This is a genomic window from Chryseobacterium sp. S0630 (genome assembly GCF_024158915.1).
GTDB lineage: Bacteria > Bacteroidota > Bacteroidia > Flavobacteriales > Weeksellaceae > Chryseobacterium.
This window is the reverse complement of record NZ_JAMZGF010000041.1, coordinates 1-21,256: the sequence shown is the minus strand read 5'-3', so window position 1 is coordinate 21,256 and position 21,256 is coordinate 1. Positions and strand designations below refer to the sequence as shown.

Annotated in this window: 22 protein-coding genes; 17 read left to right on the top strand and 5 right to left on the bottom strand. The window is 35.4% G+C overall.

Annotated features, from left to right (window positions below; all coding sequences use genetic code 11):
* Positions 1–104: 104 nt before the first annotated feature.
* From NK356_RS16680 to NK356_RS16645, 8 genes are all read left to right on the top strand, one after another.
* Positions 105–2,222: a TonB-dependent receptor gene (locus tag NK356_RS16680; protein ID WP_034692545.1), complete on the top strand. Its 2,118-nt coding sequence runs from the start codon at positions 105–107 to the stop codon at positions 2,220–2,222.
* A 222-nt stretch (positions 2,223–2,444) separates the two neighbouring features.
* A complete protein-coding gene (locus NK356_RS16675) occupies positions 2,445–3,197 on the top strand; it encodes a hypothetical protein (RefSeq protein ID WP_034692540.1) in 753 nt (250 codons plus the stop codon).
* Complete coding sequence (locus NK356_RS16670; protein ID WP_034692538.1) at positions 3,185–3,727, top strand: acyl-CoA thioesterase; 543 nt, start codon at positions 3,185–3,187, stop codon at positions 3,725–3,727. Before NK356_RS16675 ends, NK356_RS16670 begins: the two co-directional genes overlap by 13 nt.
* A gap of 156 nt (positions 3,728–3,883) precedes the next feature.
* Complete coding sequence (locus NK356_RS16665) at positions 3,884–4,189, top strand: GxxExxY protein (protein ID WP_367399311.1); 306 nt, start codon at positions 3,884–3,886, stop codon at positions 4,187–4,189.
* A 45-nt stretch (positions 4,190–4,234) separates the two neighbouring features.
* Positions 4,235–5,164 carry a 2-hydroxyacid dehydrogenase gene (locus NK356_RS16660; protein ID WP_034692535.1) on the top strand — a complete coding sequence of 310 codons (930 nt, stop codon included), beginning with the start codon at positions 4,235–4,237 and terminating at the stop codon, positions 5,162–5,164.
* Between the two features lie 170 nt (positions 5,165–5,334).
* Positions 5,335–6,597, top strand: coding sequence for a serine hydrolase (locus NK356_RS16655; RefSeq protein WP_253317501.1), 1,263 nt, complete (start codon positions 5,335–5,337; stop codon positions 6,595–6,597).
* Positions 6,598–6,622: 25 nt separating this feature from the next.
* Positions 6,623–8,404 carry an Ig-like domain-containing protein gene (locus NK356_RS16650; protein ID WP_034692528.1) on the top strand — a complete coding sequence of 594 codons (1,782 nt, stop codon included), beginning with the start codon at positions 6,623–6,625 and terminating at the stop codon, positions 8,402–8,404.
* A gap of 4 nt (positions 8,405–8,408) precedes the next feature.
* Positions 8,409–8,867 (top strand): heme-binding domain-containing protein, encoded by a 459-nt coding sequence (locus tag NK356_RS16645; RefSeq protein WP_253317500.1) that lies wholly within the window; start codon positions 8,409–8,411, stop codon positions 8,865–8,867.
* A 104-nt stretch (positions 8,868–8,971) separates the two neighbouring features.
* Here the strand turns inward: NK356_RS16645 and NK356_RS16640 are convergent, their stop codons facing one another.
* The 5 genes from NK356_RS16640 to NK356_RS16620 form a co-directional block, all read right to left on the bottom strand.
* On the bottom strand, positions 8,972–9,484 hold the full coding sequence (locus NK356_RS16640) for an NUDIX domain-containing protein (RefSeq protein ID WP_253317499.1): 513 nt from the start codon (positions 9,482–9,484) through the stop codon (positions 8,972–8,974).
* On the bottom strand, positions 9,481–10,395 hold the full coding sequence (xerD, locus tag NK356_RS16635) for a site-specific tyrosine recombinase XerD (RefSeq protein ID WP_034692523.1): 915 nt from the start codon (positions 10,393–10,395) through the stop codon (positions 9,481–9,483). Before xerD ends, NK356_RS16640 begins: the two co-directional genes overlap by 4 nt.
* A 6-nt stretch (positions 10,396–10,401) precedes the next feature.
* Positions 10,402–10,824: a dCMP deaminase family protein gene (locus NK356_RS16630; RefSeq protein ID WP_034692520.1), complete on the bottom strand. Its 423-nt coding sequence runs from the start codon at positions 10,822–10,824 to the stop codon at positions 10,402–10,404.
* A 54-nt stretch (positions 10,825–10,878) separates the two neighbouring features.
* The gene (locus tag NK356_RS16625) at positions 10,879–11,646 is read right to left on the bottom strand and encodes an enoyl-CoA hydratase/isomerase family protein (protein ID WP_253317498.1); all 768 of its coding nucleotides are present in this window, start codon (positions 11,644–11,646) and stop codon (positions 10,879–10,881) included.
* 147 nt (positions 11,647–11,793) lie between these two features.
* Positions 11,794–13,281: a catalase gene (locus NK356_RS16620; protein WP_253317497.1), complete on the bottom strand. Its 1,488-nt coding sequence runs from the start codon at positions 13,279–13,281 to the stop codon at positions 11,794–11,796.
* A 134-nt stretch (positions 13,282–13,415) separates the two neighbouring features.
* Here NK356_RS16620 and NK356_RS16615 point away from each other — a divergent pair, with 134 nt between their 5' ends.
* From NK356_RS16615 to NK356_RS16575, 9 genes are all read left to right on the top strand, one after another.
* Positions 13,416–14,366, top strand: coding sequence for a LysR substrate-binding domain-containing protein (locus tag NK356_RS16615; RefSeq protein ID WP_034692517.1), 951 nt, complete (start codon positions 13,416–13,418; stop codon positions 14,364–14,366).
* Positions 14,367–14,603: 237 nt separating this feature from the next.
* On the top strand, positions 14,604–15,884 hold the full coding sequence (metK, locus tag NK356_RS16610) for a methionine adenosyltransferase (protein WP_253317496.1): 1,281 nt from the start codon (positions 14,604–14,606) through the stop codon (positions 15,882–15,884).
* A gap of 84 nt (positions 15,885–15,968) precedes the next feature.
* Positions 15,969–16,460 carry a hypothetical protein gene (locus NK356_RS16605; RefSeq protein ID WP_253317495.1) on the top strand — a complete coding sequence of 164 codons (492 nt, stop codon included), beginning with the start codon at positions 15,969–15,971 and terminating at the stop codon, positions 16,458–16,460.
* A 195-nt stretch (positions 16,461–16,655) separates the two neighbouring features.
* Positions 16,656–17,246, top strand: a complete 591-nt coding sequence (locus tag NK356_RS16600; protein ID WP_034692511.1) for an RNA polymerase sigma factor — start codon at positions 16,656–16,658, stop codon at positions 17,244–17,246.
* Positions 17,247–17,448: 202 nt separating this feature from the next.
* Positions 17,449–18,144, top strand: coding sequence for a YjjG family noncanonical pyrimidine nucleotidase (locus NK356_RS16595; protein ID WP_034692509.1), 696 nt, complete (start codon positions 17,449–17,451; stop codon positions 18,142–18,144).
* A gap of 207 nt (positions 18,145–18,351) precedes the next feature.
* On the top strand, positions 18,352–18,801 hold the full coding sequence (locus NK356_RS16590) for a PepSY-like domain-containing protein (protein ID WP_034692507.1): 450 nt from the start codon (positions 18,352–18,354) through the stop codon (positions 18,799–18,801).
* Between the two features lie 35 nt (positions 18,802–18,836).
* A complete protein-coding gene (locus tag NK356_RS16585) occupies positions 18,837–19,043 on the top strand; it encodes a PepSY-like domain-containing protein (protein WP_034692505.1) in 207 nt (68 codons plus the stop codon).
* A gap of 162 nt (positions 19,044–19,205) precedes the next feature.
* The gene (locus tag NK356_RS16580) at positions 19,206–19,877 is read left to right on the top strand and encodes a response regulator transcription factor (RefSeq protein ID WP_034692504.1); all 672 of its coding nucleotides are present in this window, start codon (positions 19,206–19,208) and stop codon (positions 19,875–19,877) included.
* Positions 19,877–21,163, top strand: coding sequence for a HAMP domain-containing sensor histidine kinase (locus NK356_RS16575; RefSeq protein WP_034692502.1), 1,287 nt, complete (start codon positions 19,877–19,879; stop codon positions 21,161–21,163). The genes NK356_RS16580 and NK356_RS16575 overlap by 1 nt, the downstream gene beginning before the upstream one ends.
* Positions 21,164–21,256 lie beyond the last annotated feature (93 nt).

Sequence of the window (21,256 nt, the reverse complement as noted above, 5' to 3'; positions counted from 1 at the left end):
AGATGATTAGCGATAAATGATCGGTAAACATCACGTATCATTTACTATTTATCAATTATCTCATAATCACCCCTTTTATTCATTAAATGTTAAAGATTTATAGAATGAAAGGATTATTTTTTTTAGGGCTTAGTGTAGGCTCTGTAGCTTTTATACAGGCCCAGAATAAAGATTCCCTAAAGGTCAGGGAAATTGAGGCAGTCAACTTTACCAAAAGACTGCCGGTAGCAAAGGAAATCATCAATGTACAGAAAGATCTGGACAGTAAGAATCTGGGACAGGATCTTCCTATTCTTTTGAAAAATCAAACCTCCATTATTTCTACTTCCGATGCTGGAAACGGAGTAGGTTACACCGGTTTCAGAATCCGTGGTGTTTCAGGAAGTGCTATCAATGTCATGATGAATGGTGTTCCCTACAACGATTCTGAAAGCCAGGGGACATTTTTTGTCAACGTTCCGGATTTAACAAGTTCTGCCTCACAGATTGTCATTCAGAGAGGAGTAGGAACTTCCAATAATGGAGTGTCTGCCTTCGGAGCAAGTATTAATGTACTTTCTAAAGATCCGGAAGAGAAGTTTTATTTTAAAACAGATGACAGTTACGGATCATTTAATACCTATAAATATTCAGCAGAAATAGGCTCCGGAAAGTTCTGGAAAAACCGTCTTTCCGTGATGGGAAGATATACCCATATTCATTCTGACGGATATATAGACAGAGCTTCATCCAATTTACATTCTTATAATTTCACTGCTTTATTTGAAGAAGGAAATACGAAATTACGTTTAATGGCCTTCGGAGGAAAAGAGAAAACGTATCAGGCATGGAATGGTATTGACCGTAAAACCTGGGAAACGGACCCGAAATTCAATATTTCAGGAGCGATCTACGATGCCAATTGGGAGAATATTGTAAGTTTCTATGATAATGAAACGGATAATTACAGACAGAATCATTATCAGTTGCTTTGGGAGCAGAAATTCAGTGACCGCTGGAATCTGGAAACCACGTTCCACTATACAAAGGGAAAAGGATATTACGAAAACTATAAACAGGGAAATCCTTTCTCAAGGTACAATCTGCCTAATATCATTGAAGGTGGACAAACTATAAAATACTCAGATTTTATCAGAAAAAAATGGCTGAATAACGATTTCTACGGAATGGTTTCTACATTGTACGGGAAGTTTGAAAATCTGGATCTGAACTTTGGTGCCGTTGTGAATCAGTATTACGGAAGACACTATGGAAATGTGACGGGAGTATTTTTCCCTCAGATTGATGAAAGCGAATATTACAGAAACCGCTCTGTGAAGAATGAAGTGTCTGGTTTTGCAAAAGCTTTATTAAGAGTGAATAATTTTGAATTCTTTGGTGATTTACAGCTTAGAAAAATTAATTACAATACTAAGATCCTGATGGCAGGGGACGGTGAAGGTGCAGATTTAAGTAAAAACTGGCTGTTCTTTAATCCTAAAGCCGGAGTGAATTACAGGATTGACGGAGGTAAAATTTTCCTTTCATACGCTCATGCTCATCGTGAACCCAACAGAGATGATCTGATGGCCAATAACGATGTGAAAGCAGAAAAACTTCATGATATTGAAGCAGGTTTTGAAAAACAGTTCGGGATTGTTTCATTGACGGCCAATGTTTACTATATGTATTATGTGAACCAGTTGGTGTTGAACGGAGAACTGAATAACGTAGGAGCATTTATCAGAACAAATTCAGGGAAGAGCTACAGAAGAGGGGTTGAAGTAGGTGCTTTGGCAAAACTATCTAAACAATGGGAGGTTTCAGGAAACGTAACGTTAAGTCAGAACAGAAATCAGGATTTCAATATTCAAAATGGAGATTTGCCTAAAAGCCTTGGAAATACTCAGATTTCATTCTCTCCGAATGTAATTGCCAATATAAGCCTGAAATTCAATCCTACAAAGAATTTCCAGTTTGCTTTAATGAATCAGTATGTTGGAAAACAATATCTGGACAATACCGAAGATGCGAATCTTCAGCTTAAAGATTATTTCCTGACAGATTTCAATGCGCAGTATCAGTTTAAAATTGCTAATAATGAAATTGCATTAAAGCTATTGGTGAATAACCTGTTCAACAAGAAATATGTGAACAACGGATCTGTATATGAAGGCCAACCGTATTATTTTTCACAGGCAGGAACGAACTTTATGTTTGGAATAAGCTGGAAGATTCAGTAATCAGGAAAAAAGTTTAGGGAATAGATCTATGGAACCACAAATCTGTTCCTTTATTTTTCAGCTTTTTTCTCTTAAAACCATAATAGTAAAGCTTTTAAAAAAGGATTTGAATAATGGTATTCCTTTTTTAATACAGAATAATTAAAAGGCTGCTCCGGCAGTCTTTTTTATATCCATTAAATATTACAAAAAGTCCCGAAAAAGTTATAAATTTGCTGCCAAATGAATATTTCAGCATATATTTTAGAATACTTAAAACAATTTGGAACTGCCACAGTTCCAGGCTTTGGGGTGTTTTCACTGAAAAATTCTAAGGCAATTATTAATTCTGAAAACGGAAGCATTCTGCCTCCGGCCAGTCAGATTGAATTTACAATAGATTACGAAGTACAGGCTGAAGATCTTGCTGCTTTTATTGCAGAACAAAAACAGATGTCTCTGGAAGCTTCAAAAAGTGATCTTAAAATTCAGACTGATTTTTGGAAGAAAAAACTTCAGGCCGAACAGGTTCTTGAAATTCAAAACCTTGGAACAGTCTTCATTGAAGAAGGGCACACTCATTTCAAGGGAAAAAGAATAGAATCCGGACGTCCGGATTTTTACGGATTGGAGGAAATCAGATTCTCAGATATCAATAACGGGGAAAAAGTGAATACCACAGTGAATCGCGAAAAGGATTTTAAATTCAAAAAAACAATTCTTTGGATTTTCCTTCTGGTTATTCCGGTTCTTGGAATTTTATACCTTGCGTTTACCCAACAGGAACTTCTTTTTGGAAAAAAATCTTTCAATAATGTTTCCGTACAGACCTCTACCCATAGAATTGTAAAAGATACGGTAAAAGTGATGGTACATACCCCGGAAACACCTGTTTCAGATTCTTTGAAAAAAGATTCATTAGTAAAACCTGTCGGAAAAGGAATGAAACCTGCTCCGGCTGTCCCAAACAACACTAAGACTAGATGGCAAAAATAAAAAAAGCGTCAGAATCTCTGACTATTATGACCAATATCGTTCTTCCGAACGAAACCAACTCTTTAAGAAACCTTTTCGGTGGTGAACTTCTGGCAAAAATGGACCGTTGTGCATCTATTTCTGCAGCAAGACACTGTGAAAGAAGAGTAGTAACAGCTTCTGTAAACCACGTATCTTTCAACCATCCGATTCCGGAAGGAGGTGTAGTGGTATTGGAATCTAAAGTTTCCAGAGCATTCTCTACTTCCATGGAAGTGTATGTAGATGTATGGTTGGATGATCCGATTAACCAGAAGAAAATTCATACAAATGCAGGGATTTATACGTTTGTTGCAGTGGATGAATTCAATCGTCCGATTCCTATTCCGGAAATGATTCCTGAAACAGAGGAAGAAAAAGAAAGATTTGCAGCAGCATTCCGTAGAAAAGAACTTTCATTAATCCTTTCCGGAAGAATGAAACCTTTGGAATCTGTAGAACTTAAAAAGTTATTCCAGGAACCGCAGGAGTCTAAAAAAGACAAGAAATAAAACACAAAAAACACAAATGGTTGGCACAAATTTTCACAAATGGTTTGTGCCCAGTCAGATGAAAAAATAATCAAAATGGATATTTCAGAAAATGATATATCAAAAATTGTTTATGAAGCAGGGTATATAGTTCATAAATCTCTTGGACCATGACTTTTGGAAAGTGCTTATGAAGAATGCCTGTTTTATGAATTAAGTAAACATGATATTCTTGTAGAAAGACAAAAACCGATGCCATTAATTTATGATGAAGTTAAAATGGATGTTGGCTATAGACTTGACTTTTTGATTGAGAAAAAATTTGTGCTGGAAATAAAATCTATAGAATCATTACAGAATATTCACTTAGCACAAATACTTACTTACCTTCGTCTGAGTAATTGTAAACTTGGGATATTGATCAACTTCAATACACTTCAGTTTAAAAATGGGGTTAAGAGAGTAATTAACGGTACTTTATAATTTGTGTTATTTGTGAAATAAATTAGTGTCATTCGTGTTTAAACTATGAAAATACTTCTTTTAGATAAAAATCATCCTCTTATTACTGAACAGCTTTTGGCTCAGAATTTTATTTTGGAAGAGGATTTTACGTCGTCTTATGATGAGGTTTGTGATAAAATTGAGAATTACGACGGAATTATTATCAGAAGCCGTATCCCACTTAACAAAAACTTTCTGGAAAAAGGAAAGAACCTGAAATTCATCGCAAGAGTAGGTGCCGGAATGGAAAATATTGATATTCCTGTTGCCGAAAAACTGGGAATTCAGCTGATTAATTCTCCGGAGGGAAATAGAGATTCTGTGGCGGAGCATGTAGTGGGAATGCTGCTTGTTATTATGAACAGACTTTTTATTGCTTCTCAGGAAGTGAAAAACGGGATCTGGAAACGTGAAGAAAACAGAGGTGACGAGTTGTTAGGGAAAACAGTAGGATTAATTGGATATGGAAACATGGGAAAAGCTACTGCAAAAAGACTTTCAGGATTCGGATGTAAGGTGATTTTCCATGATATTCTTCCTGACCTTTCTGATGAATATGCAACACAGGTTTCATTAGAAGAATTAAAACAATCTGCAGAGGTTGTAAGTTTACATATTCCTCTAACGTCAGAAACGCATTATCTTATTGATCAAACATTCATTCAGGAAATGAAAAACGACTTTTATTTCGTGAATACAGCAAGAGGAAAGAATGTTGAAACTAAAAGTTTAGTAGAAGGGTTGAAATCAGGAAAGGTAAAAGGGACTTGTCTGGATGTATTGGAGTATGAAAAGTCTTCTTTCGAGAACATAGAATCTGAAAATGAAGATTTAAAATATCTTCTGGAATCAGAAAAAGCAATTGTCACACCCCATATTGCAGGCTGGACGCATCAGAGTAAAGAAAAACTGGCTCAGTTTATTGTAGATAAAATAGTAGCTTCACATTGTTAAGAATAGAACGCAAAATTATAAAACAGTAAAAAGGCGAAATTGCAGAAGTGTGAATTCGTCTTTTCGCATTTTTAATTCTCTATTCATTTATGTTAAATAATTCATAATATCCACCTCATATTTATTATTTATTTTGAGTTTTATTAAATTGCCGCTCATTTTTGAATCTCATGAAGACGCGTAATTTTGTACTTATCCTAACTGTTTTATTATCGATATTTTCCTGTAAAAAAAAGTCTGAAGCCAAAGAAGCTTCGGCTGAAAATACAACCAATCTGCCCAACTATGGAAATGTAGATCTGGGTGATATTTTTACAAAAGGGGACGGACAACTTCTGAACAGACAGACTACTGTAAGTTATATCGATCAGTATTACAAAAAGGTATGGGAAGGAGGAGACCTTAGTGGTGGAATTCTTGTTGCCAAAGGTGATGAAATCCTGTATGAAAATTACAGAGGCTTCGGAAGAGAAGGAAATCAAATGCCGATCGACAAAAATACACCTTTACACGTTGCTTCAGTTTCGAAAACTTTAACGGCAATGGCCATGATGAAGTTGATAGAGGCAGGAAAAATAAAGTTTACAGATCGCCTTACTCAGTTTTTTCCAGGATTTCCCTATCCGAATGTTACCGTTCAGACTTTACTGGATCAAAGAAGCGGTCTTCCGAAATATGAATATTTTATTACCAAAATACAGCCGGCTCCGGCAGAACTTTCCAAGCCATTCATTACGAATGAAGATGTATTGAACATGATCATTAAATATAAACCTGATCTGGCAAGAGATACAGATACAGGATTTATGTATTGCAATACGAACTTTGCTTTATTGGCTTTATTAATTGAAAAAGTGACCAAAACTCCTTTTCCACAGGCGATGAAAGAAATGGTTTTCACACCGTTGAAAATGAATAACACGTACATCTTCCAGGAAAAAGATATTCCAACAGCATCACAATCTTTTTATTATGGAGGAAATAAGCTGTATCCTTTAGACAGACTTGATTTGATTTATGGAGATAAAAATGTGTACACTACGCCAAGAGATCTGTACAATTTCTCAAAAGCCATGTTTTCAAAAAATTTCCTGAAGCCTGAACTGATGCAGATGGTATTCACTCCTTACAGCAATGAAAAAGCAGGAATGAATAATTATGGTTTAGGATTCAGAATGAAAATATTTGATAACGGTGAAAAGCTCACTTATCACAATGGATGGTGGCATGGTACGAACTCTGTATTTGCCCATCTTTTAAAATCTAAGGTTACCATCGTAGCTATCGGAAACAAATATTCAAACAAAGTATATACAGCTCTTGCATTATCCGGATTATTCGAGGATTTCCCTTTGCAGAAGGATAAGCTTCATTCGGTGATGCATGACAATAAAGATACTTTGAATTCCGGACAGGAAGTTTTTGGAGAATAATGTTTACTTTTGCCTAAACATTTTCATGAAAAGGTTTCTTTTATTATTCGTTATCTGTTTTCTTGTACATTCATGTGCAAGAGTAGGATCTCCTGTTGGAGGACCTAAAGATACTCTGGCGCCGAAGTTTTTAAGTTCAAACATTGATACAACAAGAATTAATGTCAAAAGAGATATTCACCAGCTCCGTCTGGACTTTGATGAATATGTGACGTTGAAGGATATCAATAAAAACCTGATTATTTCACCTCCTATTAAAGGAATAACGAGGATTCTCCCGTCCAATATTGCCAACAAATTTGTTCTGATTCAATGGTCAGATACTCTTCAGGCTAATACTACTTATAACTTCAATTTTGGAAACTCAATTGTTGATAATAACGAATCCAATATACTAAGGTATTTCAATTTTGCTTTTTCTACAGGCGATAAATTGGATGACCTTTATATCAGTGGTGAAATAAAAGATGCCCTGGATACTAAAAAGAAAACAGGAACTACAACAGCTGAAAATAAACTTGTGGTAGGATTGTATCAGGTAAAAGATACGATGGATTACAAGAAAAAGCCTTACTATATCACTAAGGTAGATGAAGACGGATATTACGAACTAAACTATCTGACTCCTGGAAAATATAAAATTATTGCTTTTGAAGATGAGAACGGAAATTCTATGTATGACCCGGGGAAAGAAAAAGTAGGATTCCAGAAAGATCCAATCAATTTTGAGAAATCTATATCAGGATTAAACTTAAAAGTATATCCTTCCAAAAAGGCTGTAAAGTATGTAGAAATGAAAGAAATCTCAGGAGGTGTTCTGATGACTTTTGAAGGAAATCCTGATGAAGTAAAAGTTCAGTCGCTGAATGAGAAGCTGAAAGATGTAAAAATAACCCATACTCCGAAATCGGACTCTGTAAGAATCTGGTTTGATGCGGCAAAAGATAATGTAGGGCAGGATGCCAATGAAAAACTGATATTCACTCATAATAAAGGTCCGAAAAAAGACAGTGCCTACAGTGTATCTTTATTTTACAGATACAATAAAAAGAATGTCATGGATCTCAACAGTGATAATGGAGGTGAATCATTAGCTCCAAAGTCAGATTTTAAGATATCTTCCAATTATATAGTTGATAAAATAGATCCTTCAAAATGGACATTGAGAGTAAAAGGAGACAGTTTAACAACGTTACCATTTACTGCGAAAATTTCAGAAACCAATCCATACCAAATTCAGGTTCAGTCAGATTTTGTGATGGGAAAAAGCTATGAGCTTACTGTGCCTAAAGAAACTGTATCCTCATTCTATGCAAAAAATACTCAGTCTAAGCGTTTCGATTTTGATGTTGACAAAATAGACCAGTTTGGAAGCGTTGAATTCTCCATTTCTAATGCACCTACGACAAATTATTGGATTCAACTGCTGGATTCTTCAGATAAAATAGCCTATCAGAGGTATACAAAAGGAGATAAAGTGAAATTTGATATCCTGAAACCTGGAGAATATGTAGTGAGAATTCTGGTAGATAATAACGGGAATAAATATTGGGATGAAGCAGATTTTGCTAATGATATTTTTGCTGAAGATGCTTATATTTTCTATAAAAAAGTGATCATTAGAGGTCTATGGGAAACAAGAGAAGAGTGGGATCTTAAGGATACCAAAACACTTGATAATCCTAAAGGAGCTACACCCGCTGTAGCAACTCCTGCAGTGGAAACACCATCAGCTACCACTGAAGTGAAACAAGAAGCTAAAAAAGAATTGAAATCTCAAAATGCTGTTTTAACGCCAGTAAAGTAAGTTGATGAAGATTGCTAAGAAAATAATATTCTGGACATTGGTGGCATTTGCTCTGATTCAGTTCTTTCCTATCGACAGAACCAATCAGCCTGTGGATACGAAGGTAAACTTTGTTGATGCAAGGAAATCACCGGAAAAGATCAGAACACTGCTTAAAAATGCCTGTTACGACTGTCATTCTAATGAAACAGTATACCCAAAATATGCTTTTATTGCGCCCGTTTCCTGGTCTGTAAAAAGCCATGTGAATGAAGGTAGGGAACATCTTAATTTTTCTGCCTGGCAAACTTATAATAAGGATTTGAAGGAGAACATGCTTACTAAATCTATTCAGACCATTCAGAATAAAACAATGCCGATGCCTGGCTATATCGTGTACCATAAAGAGGCTAATCTTTCAGAAGCAGAAAGAGCATTGCTGATTCAGTATTTTGAAGAAATGCTGAAGACTAAAACTTATTAATCTCTACCATAAAAAAACTCCCGCAGATTTTACAGACCGGACAGATATTTGTTTTAAACAATCTGCTCAGTTTGTAAAATCTGCGGGAGAATATTTTACAAAAATTATTTCTTTAAATAGCTCTCAAAAAATCTCTTCTGAGAATCAAAAGCAAGATCTTCAAGATCCAGATTCTGTAAAGGAATCCAGACTGCTTCCGAAATCTCAGAGAGCTCAAGATTTAACTCAAACTTTTCCGAAACATTGTATTCATAAAAGAGATCGATCGTATTATAATCAATTTCCTTGTATTGATAGATGTTGGGAAGGCTGGTAAGGTATTTCAGGTTAGAAATATTGATATCAAGCTGAAGTTCTTCAAAAAGTTCTCTCTTACAGGTTTCCTCTGCACTTTCTTTAGGGTCAACAAATCCTCCTGCAAGATCGAGTTTCCCTTTTTTAGGATCTCTGTTTCTTCTCGTAAGATAAATTTCGTCTCCACATCTGATGACAACCGCTACAGCACCTGCCACATTATTATACAAAGTAAAACCACATTCCGGGCAGCTCCATTTTTTTTCACCATCCCAGTGTAAGGACTCCTTGCCACAGCTTTGGCAATATTTCAATAGTTTCATTGAGCAATATTAATATTTCTCGGGTGATAACTTAAAATAACATCCCTTAATTCTTCCGTTTTCAGGTGCGTATAGATCTCCGTTGTTGTAATACTGGAGTGTCCCAGCATTTCCTGAATATAACGCAAATCTGCTCCATTCTGTAATAAATGGGTCGCAAATGAATGTCTGAATGTGTGTGGAGATATTTTTTTGTTAACCCCTGCTTTATCTGTAAGTTCTTTGATTATAAGAAATACGATTACTCTGGACATAGATGTCCCTCGGCTGTTTAAAAACAGAGTATCTTCATATTTCTTATTCACTTTTCCTTTAGAACGTACCTCTTTGATATAACTTTCAAGCAAATCAGCGGTATAGTCGGCTAAAGGAACAAAACGGGTTTTATTTCCTTTTCCGTGTACCTTGATGTACTGTTCTTTGAAGTTGATATTGGAGATCTTCAGATCGATCAGTTCAGAAACACGAAGTCCGCATCCATATAGTACCTCTATGATGCAGTGGTTTCTTTTTCCTAGATCTGTATTGACCTCAATAGCAGCAATAATTTTGTTGATATCAGGCAGGCTTAAAGTATCAGGTAGATATAATCCCAGTTTAGGGCCTTCAAGTAACGCCGCAGGATTGTCTTCACGATATTCATCCTCCAGCAGAAATTTAAAGAAAGCTTTGATGGAAGATATCCATCTTGCTTGTGATCTCTCACTGAATTTCTGTTTGGAAAGATTGAAAATGTATTCCTGCAGGTTTTCGTAACCGATGGAGTCTGGACCGACGTTTTCCAGATCCTCTTCTGCGTAATCTTTTAATTTCTTAATGTCCCGAACGTAAGCGTCGAGCGTGTTTTCTGAAAAATTTCTTTCGAAACGAAGAAATATTTCAAAATCTTTGATCTTTTCATCCCAAGTCATTTGTGCTTATTTTTTTAGTTCACAGTCCGATATTTGTTCTATTTCAATGTTATGGTTCCTCAGGAACGATATTCCATCGTCATCCGAATACTCATTAATGTACACCAGTCTCGTAATCCCGGCCTGCAGAATCAGTTTACTACATTCTTTACATGGAGACAGCGTTAAATATAACGTTGCTCCTTTCGCAGATTGGGTAGAGGCAGCCAGCTTTAATATAGCGTTAGCTTCCGCATGCAATACGTACCAGTGTGTTTTTCCTTCTCCATCTTCACAGCAGTTTTCGAATCCCGAAGGAGTCCCGTTGTAACCATCTGAAATAATCATCCTATCTTTTACGATAAGAGCTCCCACCTGTTTTCTCTTACAGTAGGAGAGTTTTGCCCATTCCTGAGCCATTTTTAGATAAGCTTTATCAAACTTATTCATACCGCAGCATTGTTTTTTTTCGAAATAATTTGGATTAAAATCTTTTAGAAAGATTTAGAAGTTAGGCTTTCTCTTCTCTAGAAACGCAGTAACTCCTTCTTTCTTATCTTCCATTTCAAAAAGTTCTCCGAAATATTTAATTTCAGTTTCAAAACCTTTCTCCGTATCAGATAAATTCACGGCATTTATAGCCTTCGATATTGCCATTGGTGAATTGTAGGCAATCGTGTTTGCTAATTCTTTCGTTTTGGTTAATAATTCTTCAATAGGATATACTTCATTCACCAATCCGATCTCTTTTGCTTTTTGAGCAGGGATCATTTTGGCAGAGAAGATCATTTCATTGGCAATACCTTTTCCTACAAGCTTTGGAAGCCTCTGAGTTCCTCCATATCCTGGAATTAATCCAAGAGTTACTTCAGGAAGTCCTAATCTGGCGTTTTCCGATGCGTATCTGATGTGGCATGCCATGGCAAGCTCCAAACCTCCTCCTAATGCAAAACCGTTTACGGCTGCAATGACAGGTTTAGACATATTTTCAATTTTGTTGAACAATGTATTTTGTCCGTTTCTTGCAAGTTCTTCAGCTTTTTCCTGTCCGAAGTCGCTGAATTCCTTGATATCAGCTCCCGCTACAAAAGATTTTTCTCCACTTCCGGTAAGGATAATTATTCTACATGAAGTGTCAGCGTTAAGCTCATCCAGTGCGGTACTGATTTCCTGAATTGTTTTAGCATTTAAAGCATTTAAACTCTCAGGTCTGTTTATGGTAATGATAGATAATTTATCTTCTTTTTTTAATAATATGTTCTCGTAACTCATTTTTCCACTTTAAAATATCATCCTTTGCAAATTATGAATTTTTTACAAAAAAAAGGAAAAAATATTATTTTTTTTTCCTTTTTTTTACAAAAAAAAGGAAAAAATATTATTTTTTTTTCCTTTTTTTTAATTTATCATTCAATATGATTATTTGGAATGATTCATCATATTTGCATCAATATTGACGTTTAGCTGAGAAGCCACTTTCATGCCAAGCTCAATGTTAGCACGGAAAAAGTGACATAGTTGTCGGTTGATAATCTCGTCTTTTTTAGGCCCTGTAATGCCATTCATGCTGCCTACAATATTTTTGATCAAATGATCTCTGTCTTCTGAATTCATTGCTTTTGAATACAAAAGTCCTGGTTGGGTATAGTGATCACTGTCGTTGTCATTTCTGTTGTAGCTGGCAACATGAGCGCTGTCTAACTCATATTCATAGTTTTTATAAGATGAATCTGCTTTGATGTCATCAAAACTGTTCGGATGATAATTAGGTTTGTCCTGATACTGGCTTGAATCTGCCATATAACCATCTCTTTGGTAATTGTTGACTTCAAATGGACATCTGTTCACTTCCAGCTGATGAGAGTTGACCCCTACTCTGTAACGGTGAGCATCAGGATATGAGAATAATCTTCCCTGAAGCATTTTGTCCGGAGAGAAGCTGATTCCGTTAATCAGATTGCTCGGAGAAAAAGTAGACTGCTCTACATGCGCAAAATAATTAACAGGAACTTCATTAAGTTCCATTTCTCCAACCTCAATCAAAGGAAAATCGTCATGGAACCATACTTTGGTTACATCAAACGGATTCCATCTGAAATCTTTTGCCTGTTCCTCAGTCATTACCTGTATAAATAAGGACCATTTCGGGAAATCTCCATTTTCAATAGCATTGCAAAGATCTTCCTGTGCAAAGTCCGGGTTTTCTCCGGCCATTTTTACCGCTTCTTCATCCGTGAAGTTTTTTACACCCTGTTTAGTCTTGAAGTGGAACTTTACCCATACTCTTTCATTTTTATCATTAATCATGGAGAAAGTATGAGATCCGAAACCATGCATATGTCTGTAACCATGTGGAGTTCCTCTGTCTGACATTAATATAAGAACCTGATGAAGTGATTCCGGGTTTAGGCTCCAGAAATCCCACATCATGGTGGCACTTTTTAAATTGGTTTTTGGTACTCTTTTCTGAGTATGAATAAAATCCGGGAATTTTTTGGCATCCTTAATAAAGAATACAGGAGTATTATTTCCTACAAGATCCCAGTTTCCGTCTTCAGTATAAAATTTTAATGCAAATCCTCTTGGGTCTCTTGCCGTATCTGCACTTCCTTTTTCACCTCCCACAGTAGAAAATCTTGCAAACATTCTGCATGAGTTTCCTACTTTTGAAAACAGTTTTGCTTTTGTGTACTGGCTGATATCATGCGTTACGGTGAAAGTTCCGTAAGCTCCGCTTCCTTTGGCATGCACAATCCTTTCAGGAATCCTTTCCCTAACGAAATGTGCAAGATTTTCCTGAAGAATAAAGTCCTGCAGCAATACCGGGCCTCTTGGTCCTACCGTCTGTGAATCCTGATGTTCAAAATAAGGTGCGCCGCTACTTAACGTTAATTTTTTAGAATCCATATCATTAATGATTTGTATAAATGTTTTTTGTTTTTCTAAATCCAAGTGTAAAGGTAATGAATATCAAATTTACTTGAATTTTTAATTGGTAATAGCAAAAACGTTATATCTTTGTAATAGATAATATTAATCAAATGAACATTCAGCAACTGGAGTATCTTATCGCTGTAGATAAGTATAAACATTTTGGTAAGGCCGCTCAGGCGTGTTTTATTACCCAACCTACGTTAAGTGCCATGATACAGAAATTTGAGGATGAACTGGATGTAAAGGTGTTTGACAGAACTACCCACCCGATTCGTACCACGGATGTAGGTCTTCAGATTATTGATCAGGCAAAGGTAATTATCGAGTCTGTGAATGAGCTGAAAAACAAAGCCAATCTTTTGAATAATATTTTAGGAGGAACCATCAATCTGGGGATCATTCCTACAGTGTCTTCTTTCATTCTGCCAACAGAGATTTTCAAATTCCTGGAGGAAAATCCGAAGATTCAGATGAATGTGAAAGAAATGACAACAGATAATATTATTAAAGCTTTAAAAGCAGGAGAACTGGATGCGGGAATTATCTCTACTCCTTATGATACTGCTGATGAGTTTTATCAGGATTTCCTATTCAATGAGGAGCTGATGATTTACAGTTCCAATACAGAAGCTAACAAAAAGAATTCTTATATCATTCCGGAAGATCTGAATGTAGAGAAAGTATGGCTGCTTGAAGAAGGAAACTGTCTGAGAAATCAGTTTGAAAATATCTGTCATCTGAAAGAAAATACCCTGAAGCCTAAAAATTTAGATTTCTTAGCTTCCAATATCCAGACTTTGGTGCATATGGTAGATAAAGTAGGAGGAATCAGTATTCTGCCGGAATTGGCTCTGAGCCAGCTTTCAGAAGAGCAGAAGAAGAATGTTTTCAGATTCAAAAAACCTTTCCCTTATCGAGAAATCAGTATTATTTATTATAAACCAACCTTTAAGCAAAAAATTATTGATGAATTATCACATTCTATCAAAACTTCTTTAGAACTTAAGTTGAATTACCACGAAAGTCCGAAAGAATTTGTAAGCATTAAGCCTCAGTAATGGAAATGCTTTAAAGTGATAGAAATCATCAATTTAAATAAAATTATAATTAATAAACAAAATTTTTGAGTATTACGAAAATAGTACTTAAATTTGCTGACGTTTATTACGAGGAAAAATTTGACCTGATTGCAACCTCTATAAAAAAATGCTAAAACAGTATTCTTTTTTCTGGGCAATTTCATTCATATTTTTCGCAAATACAATTTTTTAAATCTTTAAAAACAAAAGAATTATATGTCTTATTTATTTACATCTGAATCAGTTTCAGAAGGACATCCGGATAAAATTGCCGATCAAATTTCCGATGCATTAATCGACCATTTCTTAGCATATGATAAAGATTCAAAAGTAGCATGTGAAACTCTTGTAACTACCGGACAGGTGGTATTGGCAGGAGAAGTAAAATCAGATGCTTACCTTGATGTACAGACCATTGCCAGAGAAGTAATCAATGGAATCGGATATACGAAAGGAGAGTATATGTTCAATGGAGATTCTTGTGGAGTAATCTCTGCAATCCATGAGCAGTCACCTGATATCAACCAGGGAGTTGACAGAGCGGTAAATGATGAGTCTTTCGAAGCTAAAGCAAATGCACAGGGAGCTGGAGACCAGGGAATGATGTTCGGGTATGCTACCAATGAAACGGCCAACTATATGCCTCTTGCATTGGATCTTGCTCACACAATTCTGAAAGAACTTTCTGCCATCAGAAGAGAAAATAAAGAAATCGCTTATCTTCGTCCTGATGCAAAAAGCCAGGTAACCATTGAGTATTCTGATGATCATAAACCAATCAGAATAGATTCTATCGTAGTTTCTACTCAGCATGATGACTTTGGAAGTGAAGAAGAAATGTTGAACAAAATCCGTGAGGATATCAAAAATATTCTGGTTCCAAGAGTTGTTGCACAGCAGACTGAAGAAATCAAAGCTTTATTTAACGATCAGATTAAATATCACATCAATCCTACAGGGAAATTCGTAATCGGAGGACCTCACGGAGATACAGGTCTTACAGGTAGAAAAATCATCGTTGATACTTACGGAGGTAAAGGAGCTCACGGTGGTGGTGCTTTCTCTGGAAAAGATCCTTCTAAAGTAGATAGAAGTGCTGCATATGCTACAAGACATATTGCTAAGAACTTAGTGGCTGCAGGCGTAGCGGATGAAGTTTTGGTACAGGTTTCTTATGCAATTGGAGTAGCTGAACCTTGTGGTTTATACATCAACACTTATGGAACTGCGAAAGTAGACCTTCATGATGGAGATATCGCGAAAAAAGTTTCTGCTATTTTTGATTTAAGACCTTATGCTATCGAGCAGAACTTAAAATTAAGAAACCCTATTTATCAGGAAACAGCTTCTTACGGACACATGGGTAAAGAGCATTATGTGGCTGATAAAACATTCAATAAAGGACATAAAAATGAGCTTACATTGAAAGGGCTTGAGTTCTTTACTTGGGAGAAACTAGACAAAGTTGAGGAAATTAAAGCCGCTTTTGGAATTTAATTTCTTTTAAAGAATAATAAATGAACTGCTTTATCTTTGGATAAGGCAGTTTTTTTTAATTTTACACCTTAATAATATAGAAAGATGATGAATTTTCGAACTGTAGTTGCTGTCCTGTCCCTGTTTTTGCTAAGTACATTAGTAAAAGCTCAATATACCATGCATAAAATGATCAGTGTAGGGTATACTTACCAGAATCAAAGTTTTGGTGAAGTAGGAGGTAAATTGCTTTTCCTTAAAAATGATGATGTTATTTACAGATTGGGAGGATCTGCAATGATGGGATCTGTGGATTCTAAATTTGCTATTATGCCGAAACTACAGGCTGATGTACTTCTTAATTTTGAAAAAAATGTAGACTTCTATCACTCGTATTACTTTTTAGCAGGAGTAGAAGGTACCAATAAATACGTTGCCCCTAAGATAGGAGTTACCTTATTTGGGATGCTCGATCTTACAGGAGGCTATGCTTTTCCTATCGGAGATACCCGATTGAACGGTAAAGAGATGAAAGGACTGAATGTTAATTTAACATTAAATATCCCCACAGTCTTTATTCATGACATGTTTAAATGATTTTTTTTAAATTTTTCTCTATAAAATTTAATAATAGGTTAACAGTTATTAAAAAATTATTATATTTACATCATAATAATTGTACTACCGCCTATAGAAGATACTCTACTCTAGAACTGTTTTGTTTATACAGCAAAGGCCAGAAGAAATATCTGGTAGAATGCCTGTCTGCAAATATTTATATTGAGAAGAGTTATGAAATCAAAATCGGATAGTTTACTAATTTCCCTTTACCAGAAAGGTGATGAGAGCGCATTATCAACCCTCATTCACCGTCATCAGAGAGAACTTTTTACATTCATTTTTTACAAAATTAATGATGAAGATTTAGCCAACGATATCTTTCAGGATACATTCATGAAGATTATTGTAATGCTGAAAGAAGGACGCTATAACGAAGAAGGCAAATTTATTCTTTGGGCGAAAAGAATTTCCCACAATTTAATCATCGATCATTTCAGGTCAAAAGCCAAGAATATCAAAGTTTCAGAAACTACTTTTGAAACAGATGAATATTCTATCTTTGATTTGATCAGAGAGCCTTCGGAAAATATTGAGGATCAGCTAGTGACCAATCAGATCCAGGAGGATTTATTAAGGATGTTACAGTTTTTACCACAAAACCAGCAGGAGGTAATCAAGCTGAGATTTTTTGATGGTTTGAGTTTCAAAGAAATTGCAGATCATACAGAGATGAGCATTAATACTACTTTAGGAAGAGTAAGATATGCACTCATCAACCTGAGAAAAATCATGGATGAAAACAATATAATATTAACCAGATAAATAATATTTTGTGAAATTTTACGTTTTAAGGAAAACATACTTCGCTTATGAAAAAAAATGACTCCTTAAAAGTGAAAACTTTGAAACCTAAGAAACAAACAATTGATTTTTTGCTGAATTTTTCCAAAAGCCTTGAGATTGTGAAGAGCAAGAGCAAAAATTATCCTATTACAAAAAATTAAAATTATTAACTTTGTGCTGTATGAAAATGCAGCATGTTTTTTTTGACCTGGATAATACACTCTGGGATCACCGCAGAAATGCTTATCTTACCATCAAAGATCTTTTTGAAAAACAGGAAATTACTTCGAAGTACTCTATTGACTTTGAAGAGTTTCACTCTGTATATCACGATATCAACGAAGAATTGTGGGAAAAGATCAGAGACGGAATTATTGGCAAAGAGTACTTGAGAGAACACCGTTTTTATGATTCATTTAAACATTTTGGAGTAGATAATAAAGAGCTTGCCCTTTATTTTGAAGAAAACTTCCTTGATAATATTGTGAGCCATAATGAACTGGTAGAAGGCGCTGAAGATGTTTTGGAATATCTGAAAGCTAAGAATTATACACTACACATTATCTCCAATGGTTTTCAGGAGGTCACAGAAAGGAAGTGTACCCTGTCCGGAATTGCACCTTATTTTAAAACCATTACCAGTGCAGATGCAGTAGGAGTAAGAAAGCCCAATCCAAGAATTTTTGAATATTCATTAGGACTTTCTGAAGCCAGAAAAGAAGAAAGTATCCTGATTGGCGATGACTGGATTGCAGATGCTATGGGAGCTACGGATTTCGGAATGGATGCAATCTTCTTCGATGTTTATAAAGAAGACAAACAGAAGGAAGGTTTAAAAGCCATTACCCATCTTCAGCAGATTAAAGAATATTTATAGAGTATAAGATCATAGAATCTGATAAAAAGCCACTAAGAACACCTTAGTGGCTTTTCTGTTTTCAATACACTTCAGAACAAACATTTGTGATCATCTGTGTCAATCTTTGGTTAAATTAAATATTCTCCACCAAAATCATTTTTCCCAATTCTTTCCCAAATTGATTAGGAACTTTGCTCCATAATAATAACAGAAAAATGTAATAGTATGAAAAATGTAAAGAAAATCACAGGAGTATTAATGGTTTTATTTTTATTGATCGGAGGCTTTGTTTCTGCACAGGACAGAGCAATCAATGCTAATCAGTTACCGAAAACAGCTAAAAACTTTCTTGCGGCTCATTTTAAAGGAATACCAGTAAATTCAGCAATAGAAGACAGAGAAATCTATGGTGTAGATGAGTACAAAGTATATCTGACTAATGGAATGAGAATGGAGTTCGATAGCAATGGAAACTGGAAAGAAGTAGATGGAAAACATCAGAAAATCCCATATGGTTTTATTCCTGCTTCAATCAGGAATTACAGCACGAAAAATTTCCCTAACACTTACATTATTAAGATTGAAAAGAAAAGATGGTCTTATAAAGCAGAACTTTCTAATGGATTGGAGCTTGAATTCGACAGAAACGGGAATTTTAAAAGAATCGATGATTAACACGTAACCGAATACAAACACTAAATATTAATACTATGGTCAACTGGAATTTAATAAACAGCAACGGAAGAAAGGTTTCTTCTGCGATGATTAGAAAAAGTATTGTGTCTTTTATGACAAAGCACCATCCCGGTAGCGTGATTGATTCTATTGAGAAAAAATATAATGCCTATAAAATCAATCTAATGAATGGTATCAGTCTCGTTTTTGATGCAGACGGCCGATATGTCAAATCGAATTAATGGTAAGACTGGAAGTTGGAGGCCGGAAGAAGGAAGTTAAATGAAACTGCATAGATTGATGGAGTCTGAATAACTTCCAGCTTCCCTCTTCAATCTTCCAGCTTTTAATTTCATATATTTGATATACATTAATGAAGTAGCAGAATATACAGATCCAGAAATATGAAGATTTTAATAGTAGAAGATGAACCCGAACTGAAAGATACCGTACAGAAGTTTCTGGAAGCAGAGCATTTCATTGTTGAATATGCGGAAAATTACAGTGGTGGGCTGGAGAAAATTATTTCTTACGAATACGACTGTATTTTGCTCGATATTATGCTGCCTGACGGAAACGGAATAGATCTTCTGAAAGAGATCAAAAAAATGCATAAGAAAGATCCTGTGATCATTCTTTCTGCCAAAGACTCTGTGGACGATAAGGTGGCCGGACTGGAAATAGGAGCAGATGATTATCTTGCAAAACCTTTCCACCTTGCAGAATTGATGGCCAGAATCAAGTCTGTGATCAGAAGAAAAAATCAGGATGGTGAAAATATCATCCGATACAAAAATATCAGCATTGATCCGGAGAACAGAACGGTAAAAGTAGGGGATGAAGAGCTTATTCTTAACCGAAAAGAATATGACCTTTTGTATTATTTTGTAATTCATCCGGAGAAAACCTTACAGAAAACAACATTAGCCGAAGCAATCTGGGGAGATTATATCGATCAGGCAGACAGTCTGGATTTTATTTATTCCCAGATTAAAAACCTTCGAAAAAAACTGAAAACTCTCAATGCAGAAGCTGATTTTCAGGCTGTATACGGAATAGGATATAAATTCATCTGATGAAGACTTCATTAAAATATTACACGATAAAATATCTGATCATGATCCTGCTGCTGATTATAGCAGTGTGGGCCGGTCTTTTTTATGCCTATATCCTGGATGAAGTACATGATAATGTGGATGATGGATTGAGGGACAGAAAGATACAGATCATTAAAGCGGTTTATCTTAATCCTCAGCTTTTGAAGAACAATGAATTTGGATTCAATGAATTTAAAATCAATCCGATCAAAGCTGGAGATTATCAAAATAAAAGCAGGCTGTACAACAAGATGTACTATATGGAGTATGATGACAAAGACCAGCCTTACAGAGTTCTTGAGGCCGACTTTATTGATCAGTTCAAAGGTCATCAGCGGCTTGTCATCAGAACATCTACGGTAGAAGAGGATGAATTGATATACGACCTTACGACAGCCTTAATTGTGCTTTATATCCTTTTGGTGGTAAGTATCGTAGCTGTCAATGGATATCTGCTGAATAAAGCCATGAGGCCGTTCTATCTGATTTTGGATAAACTAAAAAAATATCAGTTTGGAATTCCTTTTTCTCAGGAAAAACAGAACTATAAGATCACTGAGTTTGAAGAATTAAATGTGGAAATCAATGAAATGATTGAACGTAATGAATTGGTTTTCTATCAGCAGAAACAGTTTATTGAAAATGCTTCCCATGAGCTTCAAACTCCTTTGGCTATCGTGATTAATAAAATTGATCTGATGATTTTAAATGATGATCTTGACAAAAAGAATCTGACTTTTCTTACGGAAGTGAAGAATGACCTGAGAAGAATGGTAGGTTTAAACAAATCTTTATTAATGCTTTCCAAGATTGAAAACAGCCAGTTTAATAAAACTTCAGATGTTGATTTTAATGCAATGATCGCTCAATTAGTTCAGAATTATGAAGACTTTATTGCCTTTAAAAAAGTAGAAGTCAGTATCATTGAGAAAGGAAAATTTGTCGCAGATTTCAATCAGGATCTTGCCGATATTCTTTTGTCTAACCTTCTTAAAAATGCAGTAAAATATAACAACGAAGAAGGAACTCTAAACATTATCATTGAAAATAACAGAATAGCATTTCAAAACAGTGGAAACCCTGTGTCTTTAGATCAGTCAAGGATCTTTAACCGCTTTTACAAACAAGGTTCAGATCATACGTCCACCGGACTGGGATTGTCTATCATTAAGACTATTATCAAACAATATCCGGGCTGGGATATTAATTACGAATATGGAGATCAGATGCATTACTTTATCCTGACCAAGAATAATGCTCGATAATAATTTATATCAAAAGAAAAGAAGCCGTCTCATTTTCCTTGAGGCGGTTTTTGTTTATAAACTACCCATATTATTTTTTTAGGATGATTTTTT

Bases quoted from the DNA above. Each gene is read 5' to 3' on its own strand.
- NK356_RS16680 (WP_034692545.1), top strand. From the start codon at position 105: ATGAAAGGATTATTTTTTTTAGGGCTTAGTGTAGGCTCTGTAGCTTTT.
- NK356_RS16675 (WP_034692540.1), top strand. From the start codon at position 2,445: ATGAATATTTCAGCATATATTTTAGAATACTTAAAACAATTTGGAACT.
- NK356_RS16670 (WP_034692538.1), top strand. From the start codon at position 3,185: ATGGCAAAAATAAAAAAAGCGTCAGAATCTCTGACTATTATGACCAAT.
- NK356_RS16660 (WP_034692535.1), top strand. From the start codon at position 4,235: ATGAAAATACTTCTTTTAGATAAAAATCATCCTCTTATTACTGAACAG.
- NK356_RS16655 (WP_253317501.1), top strand. From the start codon at position 5,335: ATGAAGACGCGTAATTTTGTACTTATCCTAACTGTTTTATTATCGATA.
- NK356_RS16650 (WP_034692528.1), top strand. From the start codon at position 6,623: ATGAAAAGGTTTCTTTTATTATTCGTTATCTGTTTTCTTGTACATTCA.
- NK356_RS16645 (WP_253317500.1), top strand. From the start codon at position 8,409: ATGAAGATTGCTAAGAAAATAATATTCTGGACATTGGTGGCATTTGCT.
- NK356_RS16640 (WP_253317499.1), bottom strand. From the start codon at position 9,484: ATGAAACTATTGAAATATTGCCAAAGCTGTGGCAAGGAGTCCTTACAC.
- xerD (WP_034692523.1), bottom strand. From the start codon at position 10,395: ATGACTTGGGATGAAAAGATCAAAGATTTTGAAATATTTCTTCGTTTC.
- NK356_RS16630 (WP_034692520.1), bottom strand. From the start codon at position 10,824: ATGAATAAGTTTGATAAAGCTTATCTAAAAATGGCTCAGGAATGGGCA.
- NK356_RS16625 (WP_253317498.1), bottom strand. From the start codon at position 11,646: ATGAGTTACGAGAACATATTATTAAAAAAAGAAGATAAATTATCTATC.
- NK356_RS16620 (WP_253317497.1), bottom strand. From the start codon at position 13,281: ATGGATTCTAAAAAATTAACGTTAAGTAGCGGCGCACCTTATTTTGAA.
- NK356_RS16615 (WP_034692517.1), top strand. From the start codon at position 13,416: ATGAACATTCAGCAACTGGAGTATCTTATCGCTGTAGATAAGTATAAA.
- metK (WP_253317496.1), top strand. From the start codon at position 14,604: ATGTCTTATTTATTTACATCTGAATCAGTTTCAGAAGGACATCCGGAT.
- NK356_RS16605 (WP_253317495.1), top strand. From the start codon at position 15,969: ATGATGAATTTTCGAACTGTAGTTGCTGTCCTGTCCCTGTTTTTGCTA.
- NK356_RS16600 (WP_034692511.1), top strand. From the start codon at position 16,656: ATGAAATCAAAATCGGATAGTTTACTAATTTCCCTTTACCAGAAAGGT.
- NK356_RS16595 (WP_034692509.1), top strand. From the start codon at position 17,449: ATGAAAATGCAGCATGTTTTTTTTGACCTGGATAATACACTCTGGGAT.
- NK356_RS16590 (WP_034692507.1), top strand. From the start codon at position 18,352: ATGAAAAATGTAAAGAAAATCACAGGAGTATTAATGGTTTTATTTTTA.
- NK356_RS16585 (WP_034692505.1), top strand. From the start codon at position 18,837: ATGGTCAACTGGAATTTAATAAACAGCAACGGAAGAAAGGTTTCTTCT.
- NK356_RS16580 (WP_034692504.1), top strand. From the start codon at position 19,206: ATGAAGATTTTAATAGTAGAAGATGAACCCGAACTGAAAGATACCGTA.
- NK356_RS16575 (WP_034692502.1), top strand. From the start codon at position 19,877: ATGAAGACTTCATTAAAATATTACACGATAAAATATCTGATCATGATC.